Consider the following 18,624-nt stretch of genomic DNA (forward strand, 5'->3'; position numbering starts at 1 on the left):
GTCTTGACGTGGGAACTTTTGTCGCCTGGCCGGAGCTCCCTACGGCGTATCCAGCTTCTCTTAATCAGCGGGTCCGGGGTTCGAAACCCTGACGGTGCACCACCACGACGGCGGTCACGGCATTGCCTCGGCCCAATCGACATGTCCTTCGAAGCCCAGCGTTGTCGCCATGTTGCGGTAGCGATCCCGGAAGTGCGCGTAGTTTGCGGCGTCGCCGTAAGCCCGCGCCAGGAGAGCCCGCAACCGCAGCAGCCAGATCTCGCGCACCGCGAAACCGCCGTCGGCCTCCGCTGACCGCTCGATCGCGGCGTTCGCCAACCTCTCGATCGCGGCCTCGGCTTCGGCGAAATCACCGTCGGCTCCCCGATCGAGCAATGTTTCGACCAGGACGCCGGTGGCCGGAATGCTCCACCCCAGCAGCCGTCCGTCGCGGAATTGGCCGTCCGCGGCCGCGCGCAGGGGCGGTATGGCGCCATCGCGATCGCCACGGTCAGCCATCTCGCGCGCCAGGCAGACCTCGACGATCGGCAACTCGGCCAGGAAGAACCCGCGGCGCGAGAACACGTCACCGACCTCCGCCAGAACCTGCCGTCCCCGCTCGCGCTCCGCGTTCGTCCGGCGGTGCACCAACGCAATGCCCAGCGTCATCCGGGAGATGGCGACCGCGACATCGTCACCGGATTGTTCGGCAATGCGCAGGGCATCCTCGATCTCCCCCATCGCGCGATGGTCGGGCCTCAGCATGCCCGGCGGTATTGCCGCGGAGTATGCGTATGTGACGACGGTGGCGTAGGACATCGGGTCGGTCCTGCGGGCCATGGCGAGGCCGCGCCGCAGGTCGTCGCGCCATCCTGGAAGTCCCAGGCAATAGCTGGCCGTCGCCCGCGTCGTCAAGGCGAGCGCCAAGGGAGAGCCGATGATGAAGTTGCCCTTTGACGGATCACCGTCGGCCAGGTCGATCACCATCTGCGACCACCGCAGCGCGTCGGGCCACTCGGCGCACTTAGCTCTGGCGTAGATCGACGCAAGGGACAGGCCCACCGTCAAGTTCGGATCCTCGAGGGACTCGATGAGGGCCATCGATTCCGATGCCAGCTGCGAAGCCTCGTGCAGCCGGGCCTGATGCAGGTGATCCATCACCTGCCCCGCCATGGCGATGGCCAGTGACGGCTTGTCCCCGGCCGCCGCGCACAACTCCCGCAATTCCTCGAAGCGGGCGCCTGTCGCATGCTCATTCACCCGCCAGGCGATCCCGCACAACATGGTGCGAGGAGCAATGCGCATGGGTGCCCGGTCTGGGTCATCGGCGGGCAGGGCGTCGGCGATAACCCGGGCACGCTCCCAACTGCGCCATGCCGCGGCGATGTCGCGGTTGGTCGCCCAGGTTGCGGCCCGCACTTGCCAGCCGTAAGCGGCGTGCCCATCGCCGGCTGCCTCCAGATGCTCGGCGATCAGGACGGCGTTTTCGTCGCCCGCTCCCGGGTTACGTGATTCGATGGCGGCCGCAACGCGCCGATGCAGCTCGGCGCGATCCGATTCGAGCTGGGATTCGTAAGCCACCGTGCGGATCGACGGGTGGTGGAACACGTAATCCCGGGTGAAGCGGACCTGATCGACGAGCCGCGCGGCCAGCAGCTCGTCGACAACCGGTTCAACGCCCACCGCGGCCAGCAGATCCAGGTCGAACCTCGCACCGAGCACCGCCGCTGCGTTCAGCGTGCGCTTTGCCAGTGGGTCGAGTCGGTCGATGCGAGCAGCGATGGTGGCCTGCAGCGTGACCGGCACGCTCACCTCGCCTACCCCTGCCGCCGAGAGGTATGCACCCGGCTCGCCGCGCAGCACGCCACGCCCGGCCAATTCACGCACGATCTCCTCGGCGAAGAACGGATTGCCGGCGGCCCGCACGGCGATCCGCTGACCCAAGGCGCTATTCGAGGGATCCGGGCCGAGAAGTTCCGAGACCAGGCCCGTGGTTTCTGAATCACTCAGCGGCGCAAGGGAAACAGTGCGAGTACCTGTCACTCGGGTCAACGCGCCGCGATATTCGGGTCGGTAGGTGATCAGCACCAGCGAGGGTGTCCGCGACATGACCGCAAAGAAATCGGCCAACAGGGACTCGCTGACCTCGTCGATCCAATGGGTGTCCTCGACGACGAAAACCGCCGGAGTCTGGCGGGCCAGTGAGGCTGCATTGACCAGCGTGGTCAACCGCCGCCGGCGCGCGTCAGGATCGATCTTGGGCAGTTCCACGTCGGGATCGGCGATGCCCAGCAGATCGTCGAAGAGCAGCAAGTCCTCGGGCTCCGCGTCGGGGGATTGGGCCCGGATTTGCGCCCGGGCGGCGGGTGGGTCGAGGCTCTGGACGCCGGTGACGGCGCGCAAGAGGCGCGACACGGCATGGAAGGGGACCTGGCTGGTGTGCGATTCGCAGAAGGTGGCGAAGACGTCGACGCCATGGGCATCCGCCATCGCCGAAACTTCGCGCACGAGACGGCTTTTGCCGATACCCGGCGAGCCGACCACGCCGACCACGGCGCCGTGGCCATCAAGTGCATGCTCCAGCAAGCTTGCAATGGTGGATATTTCCCGCTGCCGACCGACTAGATCCGGCTGCGGCCGTGGCGGCCGAACTGCTATCGGATCATTTTCGTCAATGACCTCATCGAGCTCGAGCAGCGACAGCAAGGCAGGTAAGTCGGAAAGCTCGGTTACCGCATCTCGACACGCCTGGCACCCTTCGAGGTGCGCGTCGAACTCGCGCCTGTCCATCTCGGACAGTGACCCCAGCACATAGGCTGCGTCCCACTGCGCATACTTGTCGCCGTCGTGTCCGCGCAACCCGGGGACGGGCGTTCCCTGCCCCGGAAAAGCGGTCATGGTGCCACTCCCATTTCCAACAGTGTCTGTTGCAGTGCTCGCAGCGCGTGATGCAACCGCGATTTTACGGTCCCTTCGGCGATGCCCAGGTCTGCACCGATTTGTGCGGTTGTCCAGCCGTAATAGTACGCGCGTCGAACAAATGCGCGATCCTCGGCAGACAGCTGTGCAAACGCGGCAGCTACCCGTGTCCGGTTGGTTTCCGGGTTCTCCATTACCAGCCTTCCGGAGATAGCACGAATGCGGCGCCGCTTTGGTTCAACGCCAGCGCCAGCCGATGGTCGACGGCTGGACCGGTACCCGTGCAATCAGGGAGTGGCAGGTGGTGCACATCCGACCCTCCGCCGCTTCCAGTCCCCCGGAGTTATCCAGATGCCAAGGATAGGGCGCGCCAGTCGCCTAAATTGGCCGTTTCTGCGGTCGAATCCGGCCACGCGCCGGGAAGCCACCGGGGGTGCGGCACTCGCTGTCGACCGCTCGCGCTCGAGGCATGGGCAAATTATCATCAGGCGCGTGACGCGGTGGCTCAGAGCCAATGGCGGGCCGCTCGGGCTCGGGGTCGTTCTACTGTCACTCGGCACAGGGCTGGTTTTTCAACAAGGCCTGGTTCGGGTTGCCGGGTGGCTCTTACTCGCCGGCGCTGTCATTTCGTTCATCCTGAGCTCGGAATCGATACAACGACGAATTCCTTGGATGGTCGTGTCACGCAAGGAGCTGTCCGCTGAGTTTTGGGAGCGCGCGTTCGAGGCGCTCCCATTCCCCGCCTTCATCAAAGAATTCCCCCACGATAGCCACCTGAAGGGCAACAACGCTCTCACGCGATTCCAGGGCAAGAAGCCCTCGGAGGAGCTGGCGGGAGTCGACCTCGCTGCGCTCATTCAACAGGACCACCGCCTCGGGGATCGCCTCGCTGAGCACGAGGGCTTCTCGGTACAACTCGAGCTGACCGACAAGGTCACGACGTTGAAGCCGCGAGCAATCCTCACCCTGAAGTCGTGTATCGAATACGAAGGCCAGAAATACATCATCGGTAGTTATGTACCAGTCACCTTGCCTGCCGATCTTCCTTCGGGAACTTCCTTTGAAGCTGCGGAATGTGGCGGCCAGATTCTCTTTCAGTGCCCGGCAACTACCGTCGATGGTAATTATCTTGTGGTCACGCTCGGCAAATCGATTCGCGGACCACAAGCCGAATCGAAGGAGTAAGCGAGTGGGTGCGCGCCCGCTCGCCTCATCGCACGCGTCGGGCTGAAATGACGAGCACGGCAACCGGTCGACGGCGGTGTTAACTTACCTGTTGCGAATTCGGCGAACCGCCAGAGTGGCGGCAATCGCGGCGATCCCGGCCAGCGAAATCACTACCGCGGGCTTCTTGACGAACCCGATCACACGGGCCTTGGCGTCGTCGGCGAGTCGGCGCGGATTGGCGCGCTCAGCCAGCGAGTCGACGGTCGACGCGAGCTGGTCGCGGGCCCGGTCGATCTCCTGCTTGATGGTGTCAGGATCCCGCTCCGCCACGCTTGTCCTCCCTGTCGTCGGCGAACCAAGACCAGGCGCGGTCTAGGTTGGTGCCTGCCGACCTACCCTAGATCAGCCGGCGCTCATCCCATCTGCCGGTGAACAGAAAGGCACCCTCGTGACCGACACCGCACGCCTCGAACCGGGTGACAACGCGCCCGCCTTCACCCTGCCGGACGCCGACGGGAAGAAGGTCTCGCTGGCCGACTACAAGGGCCGACGTGTGATCGTGTACTTCTACCCCGCTGCCTCGACCCCTGGCTGCACAAAACAGGCCTGCGACTTTCGCGACAGCCTGAGCGAACTCAACGGCGCCGGCCTGGCAGTCGTCGGTATTTCTCCCGACAAGCCGGAGAAGCTGGCCAAGTTCCGCGACGCGGAGAAGCTGACGTTTCCGCTGCTGTCCGACCCAGAACGCAAGGTGCTGACGGCATACGGCGCCTACGGCGAGAAAAAGATGTACGGCAAGACCGTTCAGGGCGTGATCCGCTCGACGTTCGTCATCGACGAGAAGGGCAAGATCGCCGAGGCGCAATACAACGTCAAGGCCACCGGCCACGTCGCGAAGTTGCGGCGCGACTTGTCGGTCTAGCCTAGGTCGTCGACCGAGCCGGTCCGTTGGCGTGACGCCACTGCCTCTGAGGTTCCGCCTCCCGGTCGGGTTTGCGCTTTTGCCTGGAGCGTTCTTGCAGTTGCGGCACTCGCCATTAACTTCCCGAAATATCACGCTTTGCAGCGGCTAAAAACGCAGAGTCAAGCTTGCTCATGCCCTCACGTTGTTCACTGAATTGCCTGAGTGCATCCATATCGGTCGCCGCCAACTCGTATCTAGCTGGCGTATAGAGCATTTCTAGTTTTGAACGCAGCCCGTCTATTTCTTTCTCTATTGCCTCAAGTGAATGTCGGACGTCGGGTGAATCTACAAGTTCGACCGCGCCGACAGCATGCTCCCACTTAGTTTTGACATCATCCCACCGGTCGAAAGCTGCTTGTATCGGGTCAATATTGGGTGGTTTAAAAACGTAAACGGCACTCCCAAATCGGAACGCGGCATCTTCTAGGTCTTTCTCCGCTCTCAAAAAATCTGAATACGCTGTCTGTCTTCGAATGATCAGTGCCTGATCAGCCGCAGCCGCATTGTTATTTTGCGCGACACGCAATTGAGCGTTCGCCTGCGATTGCGCTGCTTGTATGACCCGACACCGCCCACGATTGCGCCAATGAGTGCAGCTGCGGCGCTGATCAATGCGGTGAGAACTGAGAAGCGACTTTCCGACCTGCCCCGCTGTTCGCTGCTTGGTTTGCGCGTTTCCGGCTCGGCTCCACCTGCTTCAGCTTGTGAATCGTCAGCTGAATGGTCCGCTGGTGCCTCATCGGCTGCTCGCTGGGCCTCAGGCTCGTGGTCTGGTGGCTGGCTGCGTACCTGCTCCGACATGCGGAAAACCGTAAGCACGTCGACCTGCTGTCAGCATCAATATCGCCACAAAAATGAGGTTTCTTGACCTCGGAAATTTCAGCTCCCAGAGCACGAGGTCAAGCGCAGCCCGCACGGCGGCGCGTCTGGGTTCCGGGGGTCAGGCCCAAGAGGCCCGACGTCCTCACCGCGGGATTATTCAGACTCCGATCATTCACGCTTCGATGGAGAATAGCCGGCCCTACAGTCGAACAGCACGTCCGCTTCGCCGTCGAGCCGCTTGGGAGTGCCGCTGATGAGTTGGTGGATTGTGAACTACACCCCGGCGTGGGTGCTGCTCACAGGCCTGATCGTGCTCATTGCGGGCGGAGCGGTGCTGCTTCAGAGGTACGTGCGTCGGCGGTTTCCGGTCCTGAAGGGTGACGCGCACAACGACGTCACCAAGTTCACCTACGGCTTCATCGGGTTCGTCTATGCCTTCTTCATCGGATTCGTGGTCTCCTCCATGTGGGGTCAGAACAACGCCGCAGACGGTAACGCACGCGCCGAGGGTGCAGCAGCGGCGCAGATGGCCAGAGACGCAGTCGTTTTCGATACGCCAGATAAGGACCGCATCCGGCAGAGTCTGCTGGGGTATGAACATGCCGCCATCGCGGAATGGCCGCACGCCGGGAATAGTAGATCACCAGATGCCGACACCGCCCTGGCCCGCGTATATCAGGCCTACGACGGCGTAGTCGCGGGGACGGACACCCAGAAGACGCTGCTTGCAACGTCGTTTTCCAACCTCGACAAGATCAGCCAAGCACGCACCGTGCGACTACTCACTGCGCGTGAGGACGCCGGACTCCCCTGGCCGTTCTGGGTGGTCATCTTCGTGACGAGCAGTCTGGTCATCGGCACCGTGATCGTGTACGGGGTCGAAAAACCCGCGATGCACTATCCGATGGTGGCGATCGTCGCCGTCATCGTCGCCACCAATCTCTTCCTCGTCGTTGAACTGTCACACCCCTATGTCGGTGCGGTATCAACAACTTCGGACCCGTTGCAAGAAGTGGTCGCGGTACTGTCCCGACCCGTCCCATAAACCGCTCTTCGGCACGTGCGGCGCGACTTGTCGGTCTAAGCGAGGTTGGCGAGCAGCAGTGCTTCAGCAGTTGCGGCTCGTTCCAGCACGCCCAGGTCCAGGCTTTCGTTGACGCTGTGCGCCTGGGTCGCGGGATCTTCCACGCCGGTGACCAGGATCGCCGCATTCGGGAACGCCGCGGCGAACTCGGCGATGAACGGGATCGAGCCGCCCATGCCCATCTCGACGGGCTCGGCGCCCCACGCCTGCCGGAACGCCGCCCGCGCAGCGTCATAAACCGGACCGGTGACGTCGATGGCATACGGCTGACCGACGTCTCCCGGGGTCACCGTCACGCGCGCACCCCACGGCGCGTGCTGCTCCAGGTGCTCAGACAACGCCTTCAAGTGTGCTGCGGCGTCACCACCCGGCGCCACCCGCATACTGACCTTCGCCCGAGCACGCGGGATCAGCGTGTTCGACGACGCCGCAATCGACGTGGTGTCGATGCCGATCACCGTGATCGCCGGCTTGGCCCACATCCGCTGGGGCACCGAGCCGGAGCCGATTTCGGCGACGCCGTCGAGCACGCCTGATTCGGCCTGCACTCGCTCGGTCGGGTAATCGACTGCCGCAGCGGTGCTTTCGTGCAGGCCGGCCACCGCCACGTTGCCGTCGTCGTCGTGCAGGCTGGCCAGCAGGCGCGTCAGCACCATCAACGCATCGGGCACCACGCCGCCCCACAGCCCGGAATGCAGCCCGTGGTCCAGGGTCGCCACTTCGACGACGCAGTCGGCCAGCCCGCGCAGCGAGACCGTCAGCGCCGGAATCTCGGTGCTCCAGTTGTCCGAGTCGGCGATCACGATCACGTCGGCCGCCAGCGCGTCACGCTGGGCGGCGAGCAATCGTCCCAGCGACGGCGAGCCGGACTCCTCTTCGCCTTCGACGAAGACCGTCACGCCCACTGGAGGCCGGCCGCCGTGGGCTCTAAAAGCCGCTAAATGTGTTGCGATACCGGCTTTATCGTCGGCGCTGCCACGACCGTAGAGTCGGCCGTTGCGCTCGGTCGGCTCGAACGGCGGCGATGCCCACTGGCTGGGGTCGCCCTCAGGTTGCACATCGTGGTGGGCGTACAGCAACACGGTCGGCGCACCGGGCGGCGCGGGATGCCGCGCGATGACGGCAGGCGCACCACCCTCGCTGACGATCTGAATGTCGTCAAAACCAGCCTGCGACAACAGGTCCGCAGTGGCTTGGGCGCTGCGGTGTACTTGGTCGCGACGCGCCGGGTCGGCCCACACCGACTGGATGCGCACCAGGTTTTCCAGATCGTCGCGCACCGACGGCAACACCTGGCGCACGCGTTCGACCAGATCGCTCATGGTCGTCCAGGCTAGCGGTACTCCGCGGCGTCGAGATCGACGCCAGCGCGGAAAAAGTCGAGAAGCGAGCGCGCCAACGTCGATCTCGATGGCACCCGCCGAATAACTACGGCAGCTCGAGTATGGCCACCGCGGCGGCGGTGTCGGCTTCGTGCGTCAACGACACGTGGATCGTCACGTCCTTGAGATGCTGGGCGATATCGCCGGTCAGGCGGACCTTCGGCCGACCCCACATGTCGGTGATCACCTCGATATCGCGATGGATGTCTTCGCGCAACACCGGCCGCTGGGAGAACCGCGACCCCGACCAGGCCTTGATCACCGCCTCCTTGGCCGCCCACCGCGCAGCCAAGTGGCGCGCCGCCGAGGAACTCTTGTCCGAGGCGTCGCGCCGCTCACCGGGCGTGAACGTCTCGGCGAAAACCGTTCCGGGCTGGTCGACCTGTTCGGCGAACTCAGCGATGGAGACAAGGTCTATCCCCACTCCGACGATGCTCATGGGTGTCGCTCCTCCTCACTGGCGCCGCTCATGCGGCGCACAGCCGGGTCGCCGACACGGCTCAAAGGCGCCACTCCTCGATCCCGGCTTCGCCGGGACCATCGTCATCGGCGCGGCTCATATTGGCTAAGAACCTAGCCGACGCTCACCGGGGGTGGTCAAACGCGGTACAAGTCGTCGTCGCCCAACCGTGCATCCGCGTCGAGCAACATCGCCGCCTCCTGGCGCTTCTCGGACACCTCGTGGTCGAAACGACGGTCCGCCGGCCGCTCGTACATCGGCCGACCCCCGGCGATCGCCGAGGCCAGTCGCCGTTGTCCGGCCAGCAGGCGGGCGTCTGCCCGCCGCAGGTATTCGGCGCGCTGCTCGTCGTCCAGCGTGGCCAGGAAGGCCTGCGGGTGCACCAGCGCGACCAGCCCGGACACGTGGCCGAACCCGAGGCTGGTCACCAGCCCCGCCTTGAGCGGGAACTTCGCGCCGAGCCGCAGCGTGTCACGGACCCAGACGAAGTGCGCCGAGCCGGCGAGTTCGTCGTCGACGCAGTCCAGGCTGCGGTTGGGCGGGATCACGCCGTCGCGCAGGATCTGGCACAACCCCATCATCTGGAAGACCGCAGCGCCGCCCTTGGCGTGCCCGGTGAGGCTCTTTTGCGAGACGACGAACAGCGGCGCGCCGTCCGACCTGCCGAGCGAATCTGCCAGCCGCTCATGCAGTTCGGTCTCGTTGGGGTCGTTGGCCAACGTCGAGGTGTCGTGCTTGGAGATCACCGCGATGTCGTCGGCGCCGACACCCAGCTTGGCCAGCGACCGGGCCAGCGGCGAGTCCTTGCCCCCGCGCCCGGCGCCCAACGCACCCAACCCCGGAGCCGGGATCGACGTGTGCACGCCATCGGCGAAGGACTGCGCGTAGCCCACCACGGCGAGCACCGGCAGACCCATCTTGACCGCGAGATCCCCACGGGCCAGCAGGATCGTCCCACCGCCCTGAGCTTCCAGGAAGCCGAGCCGGCGGCGGTCGTTGGGCCGGGAGAACTTCGCGTCGCTGATGCCCCTGCCGCGCATCATCGAGGTGTCGGCCGTCGCGGCCATGTCGCCGAAGCCGATGATGGCCTCCAGCGTCAGGTCGTCGAAGCCGCCCGTCACCACCAACTCGGCCTTGCCGAGACGGATCTTGTCGACGCCCTCCTCGACCGACACCGCCGCCGTGGCGCACGCGCCGACGGGGTGGATCATCGCGCCGTAGCTACCGACATAGCTCTGGATCACGTGTGCGGCAACGACATTCGGCAGAACTTCCTGCAGGATGTCGTTGGGCTTGTTCCGGCCGAGCAGGTTGCCGTGATACATCGTCTGCATCGACGTCATGCCGCCCATGCCGGTGCCCTGCGTGCTGGCCACCAGGCTCGGATGCACGTAACGCATCACCTCGGTCGGCGTGAAACCCGACGACAGGAAGGCGTCTACGGTCGCGACGATGTTCCACAGCGCCACCCGGTCGATCGAGTTGGCCATGTCCGGGCTGATGCCGTAGACCTGCGGGTCGAACCCGGTCGGAATCTGGGCGCCGACGGTCCGCGACAGCTTGGTCTTGCGCGGCACGCGAATCTCGGTGCCCGCCTTGCGGGTTACCTGCCAGTCGCCGGAATCGGGGACCGGCCGCACCACGGTGTGCTCGGGGTCGGACTCCACGAACGCGCGGGCTTCGGCCTCCGAGGAGACGACGAACGTGAAGTCCTTGTCCAGGAACACGCTCACCAGCAACGGCGAAGCGTGGTCGGGGTCGATCGCACCGTCGTCGACGAACTCACGGATGCCGACGCGTTCGACGACAACGTCGTGGTAGCGCTCGACCAGCTCGGCCTCGTCGACCAGATCGCCGGATTCGACGTCGTACCAACCGGGTTGGGGGTCGTCCTCCCACTTGATCAGCCCGGTGGTCCAGGCCAGCTCGAGCACACCGGCCGCCGACAGTTCGTTGTCGACCTCCATCTCGAAGCGGGTCCGCGACGAACCGTAGGGGCCGAGTTCGGCACCGCCGACGATGACCACCAACTCGGACGGGTCCACGTCGAGGTCAGTCCACACCGGCGGCGGGGCCGGGGTGAAACCACGCGGCGGCGACGGCAACGCGGCGATCGTCCCCTCGGCCGGGCCGTCCTCGTCGACCGCGGACTCGGAGGAGATCTCCTCACGGGCCTTGGCGGCCAACTCGGCCATGTCGAGCTGGACGTCGCCGAGGCCGCCGGTGAAGTCCACCTTGATCGGCGCGATGGCCGCGGCGGCCTTCGATTCGATGCCGCAGAGCCCGAGCAGCATCTCGGCCATCTCGTCGGTGGAATACGTTGTCACACCGGCTTCTTCGACGGCGCTGACGATCGCGTCGTTGTGGCCCATCAGCCCGGTGCCGCGGGTCCAGCCGATCAAAGCGTGGGCCAGGCTGACGCGCTGCGCCCACGACGACTCGGCACTCCAGCGGGTCACGACCGCGTCCAGCGCCGACTTGGCTTCACCGTATGCGCCGTCGCCGCCGAACATTCCGCGGTTGGGTGAGCCGGGCAGCACCACGTGCAGCCGTGACGCGATGTCGCGTTCGGCGCCGATCCGGGACAGGCCGCCGATCAGCCGCTGCACCGCCCAGAGCAACACCTTCATTTCCATCTCCGAGCGTGAACCGGCCTCGGACAGGTCGCCGACCACCCGCGGCGCCGCGAACGGGAACAGCAGCGTGGGAGTTTGCGCGTCCTTGATGTGAATCGATTGCGGCCCAAGGCTTTCGTTCTGCTCGCTGCCGACCCACTCGGCGAGCGCGTCGATGTCGGAGTAGGACGCCATGTTGGCCGCCACCACCCAGAGCGACGCACCGAAGCGGGCGTGGTCGCGGTACAGGTTGCGGTAGAAGGCCAGTCGTTGGTCGTCGAGCTTGGACGTCGTCGCGATGACGGTGGCACCACCGTCGAGCAGTCGACCTACCACCGATGCGGCGATCGAACCCTTCGACGCACCCGTCACCACCGCGACCTCGTGGCTGAACCGGCCGTTGTCCGGGTTCTCCGCGCCGGCAGCGATCCGGCCGTACAGCGACGCGTGAATCTGCTTGCCGGCAGCCAAGGCTCGGCCCTGCCACCAGGTCGCCTGGGTCGCCACCACGTGGCCGGCACCCTCGAACCGCTCGGACAGTCGCGCCCAGTCGGCGTTGGCCTCGTCTTCGTCGACCAGCCAGAGCTTGACCAGGTCTTCGCGGGCACTGGCCCAGCGGTCGTCGAACAGCACGGCCTTCTTGCCGTCGAACACCGGGGCGACCAGTCGGGGCCAGTCCGACCCGAGTTCGGCTGTGACCAGGTCGATCAGCTCGGCATCGGAGGCGGCCGGCGGCGCGCTGACCGGGCTGTCCAATCCGAGCTGGCCCAGGACCAGGCGGGCCGCCGAAGCCAGCACGCCGTCTGGGCCGGTGATCTGCTCGGTGAACTCACCGAGCGCGGCCGCATCGACGGTCGCACCGCCACCGCCGCCGGTGGACGGCAGCGCCACCGCCACGCCGCGGCGGGCGGCCACCGCCGCCACCGCGGCGTCGATGACGCGGTCGACGGCGGCGGAGTCAGCCAGGGCGCCCTCGTGCAGGTTGCCCATCGCACCGCCACGAACGCTGGTGCCCTCGCGGGTGCCGAGCGCGACCTCGACGGTGACGTGCTTGGCCCAGCCTTCGCCGAGTTCCCACGTCTTCGTCACTCGCTCGGCGATCGCCGCGGGCCGCTTGCCCGACGGTCCGAGCACGGTGCGCAGCTGGTCGTTGATCGCGTCGGAAAGCACTGGGCCGTAGGGCTTGTAGGTGCGCGCGAGTTTGGTGACCTGCGCCCGGAGCCCGGTCAGGTCGGCCTCGGCGGCGCCGTCGATGGCGCCCAGGTTCAGCTCGGAACCCAGGTCGACCAGCAACTGGTTTCGCCGCGATGACGCGCCGTCGGTGATCGACTCGATGGAGTCCAGCTCCTCGATCTGGTCGATCCGCATCTTGGCCGACAGCGCGATCAGCGCCAGCGTGGCGTCGGCGGCGTCGAACGTGATGTCGTCCGGCCTCGGGGCCCCTGACGGAGCGGTCGCGGGGGCCGGAGCGGCCGGCGCGGCCTCCGCACTGACGACCGCCTCGGCAGCGTCGGACTCCGGGTTCTCGTCGAGCTCGAACTCAGGCTCGGGGTCGGTGTCGGTGGCGAACAGCACGGCGGCGTCGCGCTCGGCGTTGAGCACTTCGACTGTGCTGTGGGCATATTCGGGCAGTTTGAGGGTGTTGGTGGCCAGGCCGGCGACGGTCGGCGCCGATTTCACGCCGATCTCGACGAACCGCTCCACACCCAGACCGCCCGCGGCCTCCTCGGTGAACAGCAGGTCCTGGGTTTCGATCCAGCGCACCGGGCTGGCGAACTGCCAGGCGAGCAGCTCGATGAACACCGTGCGGGCCATGTCGAACGGCCGCTCGGCAAGCCAGGTGTCGTAGTTCTCCAGGATGTCGTCGAGCGGCTCGGCCGGCACCAGATCGCGGATCTCCTGGATGAAGTCACGCTCCAGGCTGAACGGCCGCGGGACCAGGTTCGGGATGTAACGCCCGATGATCACCTTGGGGTCTTTGTTGCGCGGCATGACCCGGTCCAGCGAGCGGCGGAACTCGGCGACGCCGACCCGCAGCACCTCCGAGTGGAACGGCACGTCGATACCCGGAACCAGGATGAACGACCGCTTGCCGCCGGAGATTTCGCGACGCCGCTCCACCTCGGCCTCGAGCTCCTCGAGACCCCGTACCGTGCCGGCGATCGCGTACTGCGAGCCACGCAGGTTGAAGTTCACGATCTGCAGGAACTCACCGGTGCGCCGCGAGATCTCGTCGACGAACTCCGGCACCAAGGCGTCGTCGAGGTCGATCTGCGACGGGCGGATCGCGGCCAGCCGGTAGTTGGACCGGCCCAGCTCGTCTCGCGGCACGATGTCGTGCATGTTGGAGCCGCGCTGGAACACCGTCTCCAGCAACGCTTCCAGGCCGTAGATGTCGCTCACGCAGGCCAGCGCGGTGTACTCGCCGACGGAGTGGCCGCACGCGATGGCGTCTTCCACAAACGCGCCCTGCTCGCGCATCTCGGCGACCTGCGCGCTGGCCACCGTCGCCATCGCGACCTGGGTGAACTGGGTCAGGTACAGCACGCCTTCGGGGTGCTGGTAGTGCACGCCGCTGGCGATCAGCGTGGTCGGGTTGTCCCGCACCACATGCAGAATCGAGAAGCCCAGCGTTTCGCGGGTGTACTTGTCGGCGTCGTCCCAGACTTTGCGGGCGGCCTTGGAACGGGCCCGGACCTCCATGCCCATGCCCTTGTGCTGGATGCCCTGACCCGGGAACGCGTAGACCGTCTTGGGCGCGGCAAGGCGCGCCGTCGCCGACATCACCAGATCCGAACCGATCCGCGCGGCTACCTCCAAAACCTCTGCGCCCTGATCGATTCCGACCCGGTCGACCCGGAAGTCCACCTCGTCTCCGGGTTGAACCATGCCCAGGAAGCGGGCCGTCCAGCCGATCAGCCGGGCCGGCGGGCGGGCCTGGCCGTCGGTGGCGGTGACAACGTGTTGCGCCGCGGCCGACAGCCACATCCCGTGCACGATTGGAGATTCCAGGCCGGCCAGCAACGCGGCAGACCGGTCGGTGTGGATCGGGTTGTGGTCGCCGGACACCACGGCGAACGGCCGCATGTCGGCCGGTGCGGTCAACGTGACGTCACGTCGGCGACGTCGAGGGGTGTCGGTGGCGTTCTCCGAGACCGCGCCGCCGGCCCGCGGCGGGTCGGTGAGTTCGGCCGCGCCGGTGCGACCACGAATCGCGAACCGCTCCTCCATGGTGGCGAGCACGGTCCGGTCCGCCGCGGCGACCGTTACCGAGATCGGGACGACGCGGCCGACCTCGGTGTCGGTGGCCACCGAAGCCGTTGCGGTGACGATCAATTCGGCCGGAACCTTGGGCAGCGCGGCGATCAGGTGAGCGGCGTGGTCCAAGTGCACCAGGCTCAGCAGGCCTTCCACGACGGGCACGCCTTCGCCGGTGACCGCGGAACCGATGGCCGCGAAGACGGCCGGCCAGCAACGGCCGACGAGAGCGTCGGGCACGGTGGTCAGCGTCGGCGCCAGCGGCTCGCCGAAGATGGCGGTGACGCCGGTGTGGTCTGCGACCCGCTCGGGGTCCCAGTGCACGTTCACGGTCGCGGTCCCGTTGTGCACCCGCGGCAACGTCTCCGGGCCCTCGGCTCCGGCGGCGATCGCAAGCACCGAGCGCATCGCCTCGATCGCGTCCTTGGTGCGGACCACCGGCATCCCACCGTCAATCGTGCTGGCGGGCAAGCTGAATCGGATGTCGATCCAGACGCCGGCGATCGGCACACTCAGCACGACGTGGTCGCCGTCCGTCTGCAGACGCGCGCCGGTGGACCCGTGCGTGGCTCGCGGCTCGCGGGATTCGTCACCGCCGTGATGCACCTGCCATTCGGCGGGATCGGCGATGCGGTGCACCGGGTTGGTGGCGGCGCGGCCGGCCCACAACACATCTGGCGCGTCGAGCACGGTGGCCAGCGGCCCGCGCACATCGCTGCGGTGCTGTCGTCGTGCGGTGACCGCGGTCGGTGTCGCGCCGGTCGAGAGCACCTCGTCGACCGCGGCCTGCTCAAAGCGGTCCAGCAATTCGCCGACCGGCTCGTCGAGCCGGGTGATGCCGGCGACCGCCGCGGTGCCGGGGATGATGCACACCTGCTCGGCGTCGTAGCGGGCGTCGTGGGCCTGCCACAGCGAATCGCTTCGCCACCAACGGCGTACATCCTTGTCGATGACCGGCACGAAGTTGACCGGCTTACCCAGCGTCTTGCACAGCGTGACGAAGAAGGGGACGTCCGCCGGATGCAGCTGCACGGTTTCGGCATCGGGGTAGCGGGCACGTAGCGCCGCGATGGCCCGTTCGGGGTTCTCCAGCAATTCGGAATCGTCGAACAGGGTGTCGATCGGCCCCGAGTCCAGCGGGTCCAGCCGCGCCTCGGCGCGCTGCAGCATCTGCTGAAACCGGTCGCGCCAGGTGTCGGCCAGCCAGAGGCTGCCCGGCGCGGCGGTGTCGGCGGTGGAGTTGCCCTCCCCGATCGCCAGCTCGACGTAGCGCTGCAGCCACTGCAGGTAGGTCATCTCGCCGACGTCGCCGAAGTACGGCTTCGCGGTACCGGCCATCGCGGCGATCAGCTCGTCGCGGCGCGCGGCGACGGCCTCGGCGTCTCCGGCGACCTCGTCGAGCAGCCGGCCACAGCGCGAGGCGGCGTTGTCGATCTCGTGAATGTCGGCGCCGAGCTGACTACGGCCGGAAGCCATGCCGCCCTGCGCTTTTCCGGCGCCGACCCACTGATCTGTGCCCCGGATGTCGACCAGCATCTGCTTGACCGACGGCGACGTCGTGGCCTCCAGTGTGGCCATCGCCGCGGTGCCGACCAGGATGCCGTCGATCGGCATCAGCGGGAAGCCATAGGACTGCGCCCAGCGTCCGGACAGGTATTCGGCGGCCCGCTCGGGCGTGCCGATACCGCCGCCGACGCAGACGGTGATGTTAGGCCGCGACCGCAGTTCGGAATAGGTGGCCAGCAGGAGATCGTCCAGGTCTTCCCACGAGTGGTGACCGCCGGCGCGACCACCCTCGACGTGCATGATGACCGGCTTGGTGGGCACTTCGGTGGCGATGCGGATCACCGAACGGATCTGCTCGACGGTGCCCGGCTTGAACACCACGTGGGCGATGCCGATCTCGTTGAGCTCCTCGATCAGCTCGACGGCCTCTTCCAGCTCGGGTATGCCTGCGCTGACGACCACGCCGTCGATCGCCGCACCGGACTGGCGGGCTTTCTGCACCAACCGCTTTCCGCCGACCTGCAGCTTCCACAGGTACGGGTCGAGGAACAGCGAATTGAATTGGTAGGTGCGGCCGGGCTCGAGCAACCCGGCGAGCTCCTTGATACGACCGTCGAAGATCGGCTCGGTGACCTGCCCGCCGCCTGCCAGCTCGGCCCAGTGCCCGGCGTTGGCCGCGGCCGCGACGATCTTGGCGTCGACCGTCGTCGGCGTCATGCCCGCCAGCAGAATCGGTGACCGTCCGGTCAGGCGGGTGAACTTCGTCGACAATTTGACCCGCCCGTCGGGCAGGCTGACCACCGACGGGGCGTAGCTGGACCACGGTCGGGCCACCTCGGGGACGGCGCCGACGGTGAACAGGTTGCGCTGACCGCCGCGGGTGGCCGCGGGCACGATGCCGACGCCGAGCCCGCGGATGACCGGCGCGGTCAACCGGGTCAGGATGTCGCCGGGTCCGAGGTCGAGAATCCAGCGCGCGCCGGCCTCGTGAACCCGGATCACCTCGTCGACCCAGTCGACCGGCTGAACCAGGATGGCCTCGGCCATCGCGCGGGCCAGCGCGACGTCGATGCCGACCTGCTGCGCCCAGTCACCGACGATGTCGATGCTGTCGGCGAGCCTGGGTGTGTGGAAGCCGACCTCGACCTGGACCACGTCGAAGACCGGCGCGAAGATGTCGCCGCCGCGGACCTTGTTCTTGCGGTCGGCTTCTTCCTTCTCCGAGATCTGTTGGCAGTACAACTCGAAGCGGGACAGCTGCTCGGGGGTGCCGGTGATGACGACCGAGCGCCGGCCGTTGCGGATCGACAGCACGGGCGGCAGCACCGTCCGGACGTCTTGGGCGAACTCCTCGAGCAGCTGGTAGATGCGCTCGGGGTCGGCGTTGGTGACCGACACCATCGGCGAGCGGTCGCCGAGCACCGAGATCCCGCGCCGACGAGCCACCAGCGTGCCCGCCGCGCCGATCAGCTGCGCCATGGCCAGCAGCTCGATATCGCGCGCTCCCGCCGCTTTCAGCGCCTCGACGGCCAAGATGCCCTGCGAGTGCCCGACGACGGCCACCGGCGGGGTCTTGGTCAAGTCCATGCCCTGGCGCGACAGGGTGCGGATTGCGGCGATCTGCGTCAGCAGGACGCCGGGCAGCGACACCGCGGCCGAGGTCAGCTGCTTGGTGGACGGAACCGGATCCTCCGCGGCCAGCGCGCGCACCCAGCGCAGCGGCTCGAAGCCGATCGGCCGCACGACGACGAGCTCGTTCGCGACGGGCTCGAGCAGCAGGTCGACCTCGCCGACCAGCGTCGCCAGCTCGGACTCGATGCCGGCCGAGGACACCAGCTCTTCCAGCGTCTCCAGCCACGCACCGCCCTGGCCGCCGAAGGCGACGGCGTACGCCTCACCGGCGGTCAGACGATCGACGAGCGCGTGGGTGCCGTGGGGAGCCTCGGGCGTCCCGTCGTTGTCAGCAGACACCCGGTGGTGCTCGTAGATCGTCACGTGTGCATCTCCTCAAGCGCTTATCCGTCGCCTACCTGCCGGAGCCCCGCTGCCCCGGATAAGCCGTCCGAATCCCGATTGAGCCCCCGACTCACCGGCTACGACTCGACGGACCCGGCTTCAGCGGGTCGGGCCGAAGGGCGTCATCGGCTGCACTAAGAGTGTCATAAGAAATTGGGAGCTCTCCGGCGCAATTTGGTTACTGGTGAGTTCTACGCATGAGTAATGGTGGGCTGGGTAACACTCCGCTCACCGGCGGCCGACAGCGTCCGGACCAAACCTGCTGCGTGCAGGTGGTTACGGTCGAGTAGCTATAACTCCGCAGATCAAAGCACGATTGTTATTCAATCGTTACCTACAAAATCTGCGCTTCGTCGGCAGCCGCCGCTTGCGGTCGACGAGACGCCGCGCGGCGATTGACAAAAATCGGGCAGTCTGACAATCCGGCGGGAGTTTGCTGGAAACTTACCCGT

The 18,624-nt window shown here is 66.7% G+C and carries 9 protein-coding genes and 1 pseudogene; 3 read left to right on the top strand and 7 right to left on the bottom strand.

The annotated features are described in order from the left end of the window. Positions 1-114: 114 nt before the first annotated feature. Together G6N27_RS07900 and G6N27_RS07905 are read right to left on the bottom strand one after the other, a co-directional pair. Positions 115-2,877, bottom strand: coding sequence for an AAA family ATPase (locus tag G6N27_RS07900; RefSeq protein ID WP_232064914.1), 2,763 nt, complete (start codon positions 2,875-2,877; stop codon positions 115-117). After that, positions 2,874-3,053 (bottom strand): annotated as a pseudogene (locus G6N27_RS07905) (sigma factor-like helix-turn-helix DNA-binding protein); the annotation flags it as partial. The pseudogene G6N27_RS07905 and the gene G6N27_RS07900, both read right to left, overlap by 4 nt. Positions 3,054-3,390: 337 nt before the next feature. On the opposite strand from G6N27_RS07905, the gene G6N27_RS07910 reads away from it, so the two are divergent. Next, entirely contained in the window at positions 3,391-4,083 is a 693-nt protein-coding gene (locus G6N27_RS07910; RefSeq protein ID WP_163775836.1) for a hypothetical protein, read from the top strand. 84 nt (positions 4,084-4,167) lie between these two features. Here the strand turns inward: G6N27_RS07910 and G6N27_RS07915 are convergent, their stop codons facing one another. Beyond that, entirely contained in the window at positions 4,168-4,395 is a 228-nt protein-coding gene (locus tag G6N27_RS07915) for a DUF3618 domain-containing protein (protein WP_163775837.1), read from the bottom strand. 118 nt (positions 4,396-4,513) lie between these two features. On the opposite strand from G6N27_RS07915, the gene bcp reads away from it, so the two are divergent. Next, on the top strand, positions 4,514-4,987 hold the full coding sequence (gene bcp / locus G6N27_RS07920; protein WP_163775838.1) for a thioredoxin-dependent thiol peroxidase: 474 nt from the start codon (positions 4,514-4,516) through the stop codon (positions 4,985-4,987). A gap of 115 nt (positions 4,988-5,102) precedes the next feature. Here bcp and G6N27_RS07925 read toward each other — a convergent pair whose 3' ends face one another. Next, complete coding sequence (locus G6N27_RS07925; protein WP_163775839.1) at positions 5,103-5,555, bottom strand: hypothetical protein; 453 nt, start codon at positions 5,553-5,555, stop codon at positions 5,103-5,105. Positions 5,556-6,104: 549 nt separating this feature from the next. On the opposite strand from G6N27_RS07925, the gene G6N27_RS07930 reads away from it, so the two are divergent. Then, positions 6,105-6,896, top strand: coding sequence for a bestrophin-like domain (locus tag G6N27_RS07930; RefSeq protein WP_163775840.1), 792 nt, complete (start codon positions 6,105-6,107; stop codon positions 6,894-6,896). A gap of 35 nt (positions 6,897-6,931) precedes the next feature. On the opposite strand, the gene G6N27_RS07935 is transcribed toward G6N27_RS07930, so the two are convergent. The 3 genes from G6N27_RS07935 to G6N27_RS07945 all read right to left on the bottom strand — a co-directional run bounded on the left by G6N27_RS07935 (position 6,932) and on the right by G6N27_RS07945 (position 18,151). After that, positions 6,932-8,257, bottom strand: coding sequence for a dipeptidase (locus tag G6N27_RS07935; RefSeq protein WP_163775841.1), 1,326 nt, complete (start codon positions 8,255-8,257; stop codon positions 6,932-6,934). 106 nt (positions 8,258-8,363) lie between these two features. Continuing rightward, positions 8,364-8,756: a holo-ACP synthase AcpS gene (gene acpS / locus G6N27_RS07940; RefSeq protein WP_163775842.1), complete on the bottom strand. Its 393-nt coding sequence runs from the start codon at positions 8,754-8,756 to the stop codon at positions 8,364-8,366. 158 nt (positions 8,757-8,914) lie between these two features. Further along, complete coding sequence (locus G6N27_RS07945; RefSeq protein ID WP_163775843.1) at positions 8,915-18,151, bottom strand: type I polyketide synthase; 9,237 nt, start codon at positions 18,149-18,151, stop codon at positions 8,915-8,917. Between the last annotated feature and the right edge of the window lie 473 nt (positions 18,152-18,624).

Origin of the sequence: Mycobacterium cookii, assembly GCF_010727945.1 — a bacterium.
GTDB classification, from domain to species: Bacteria; Actinomycetota; Actinomycetes; order Mycobacteriales; family Mycobacteriaceae; genus Mycobacterium; species Mycobacterium cookii.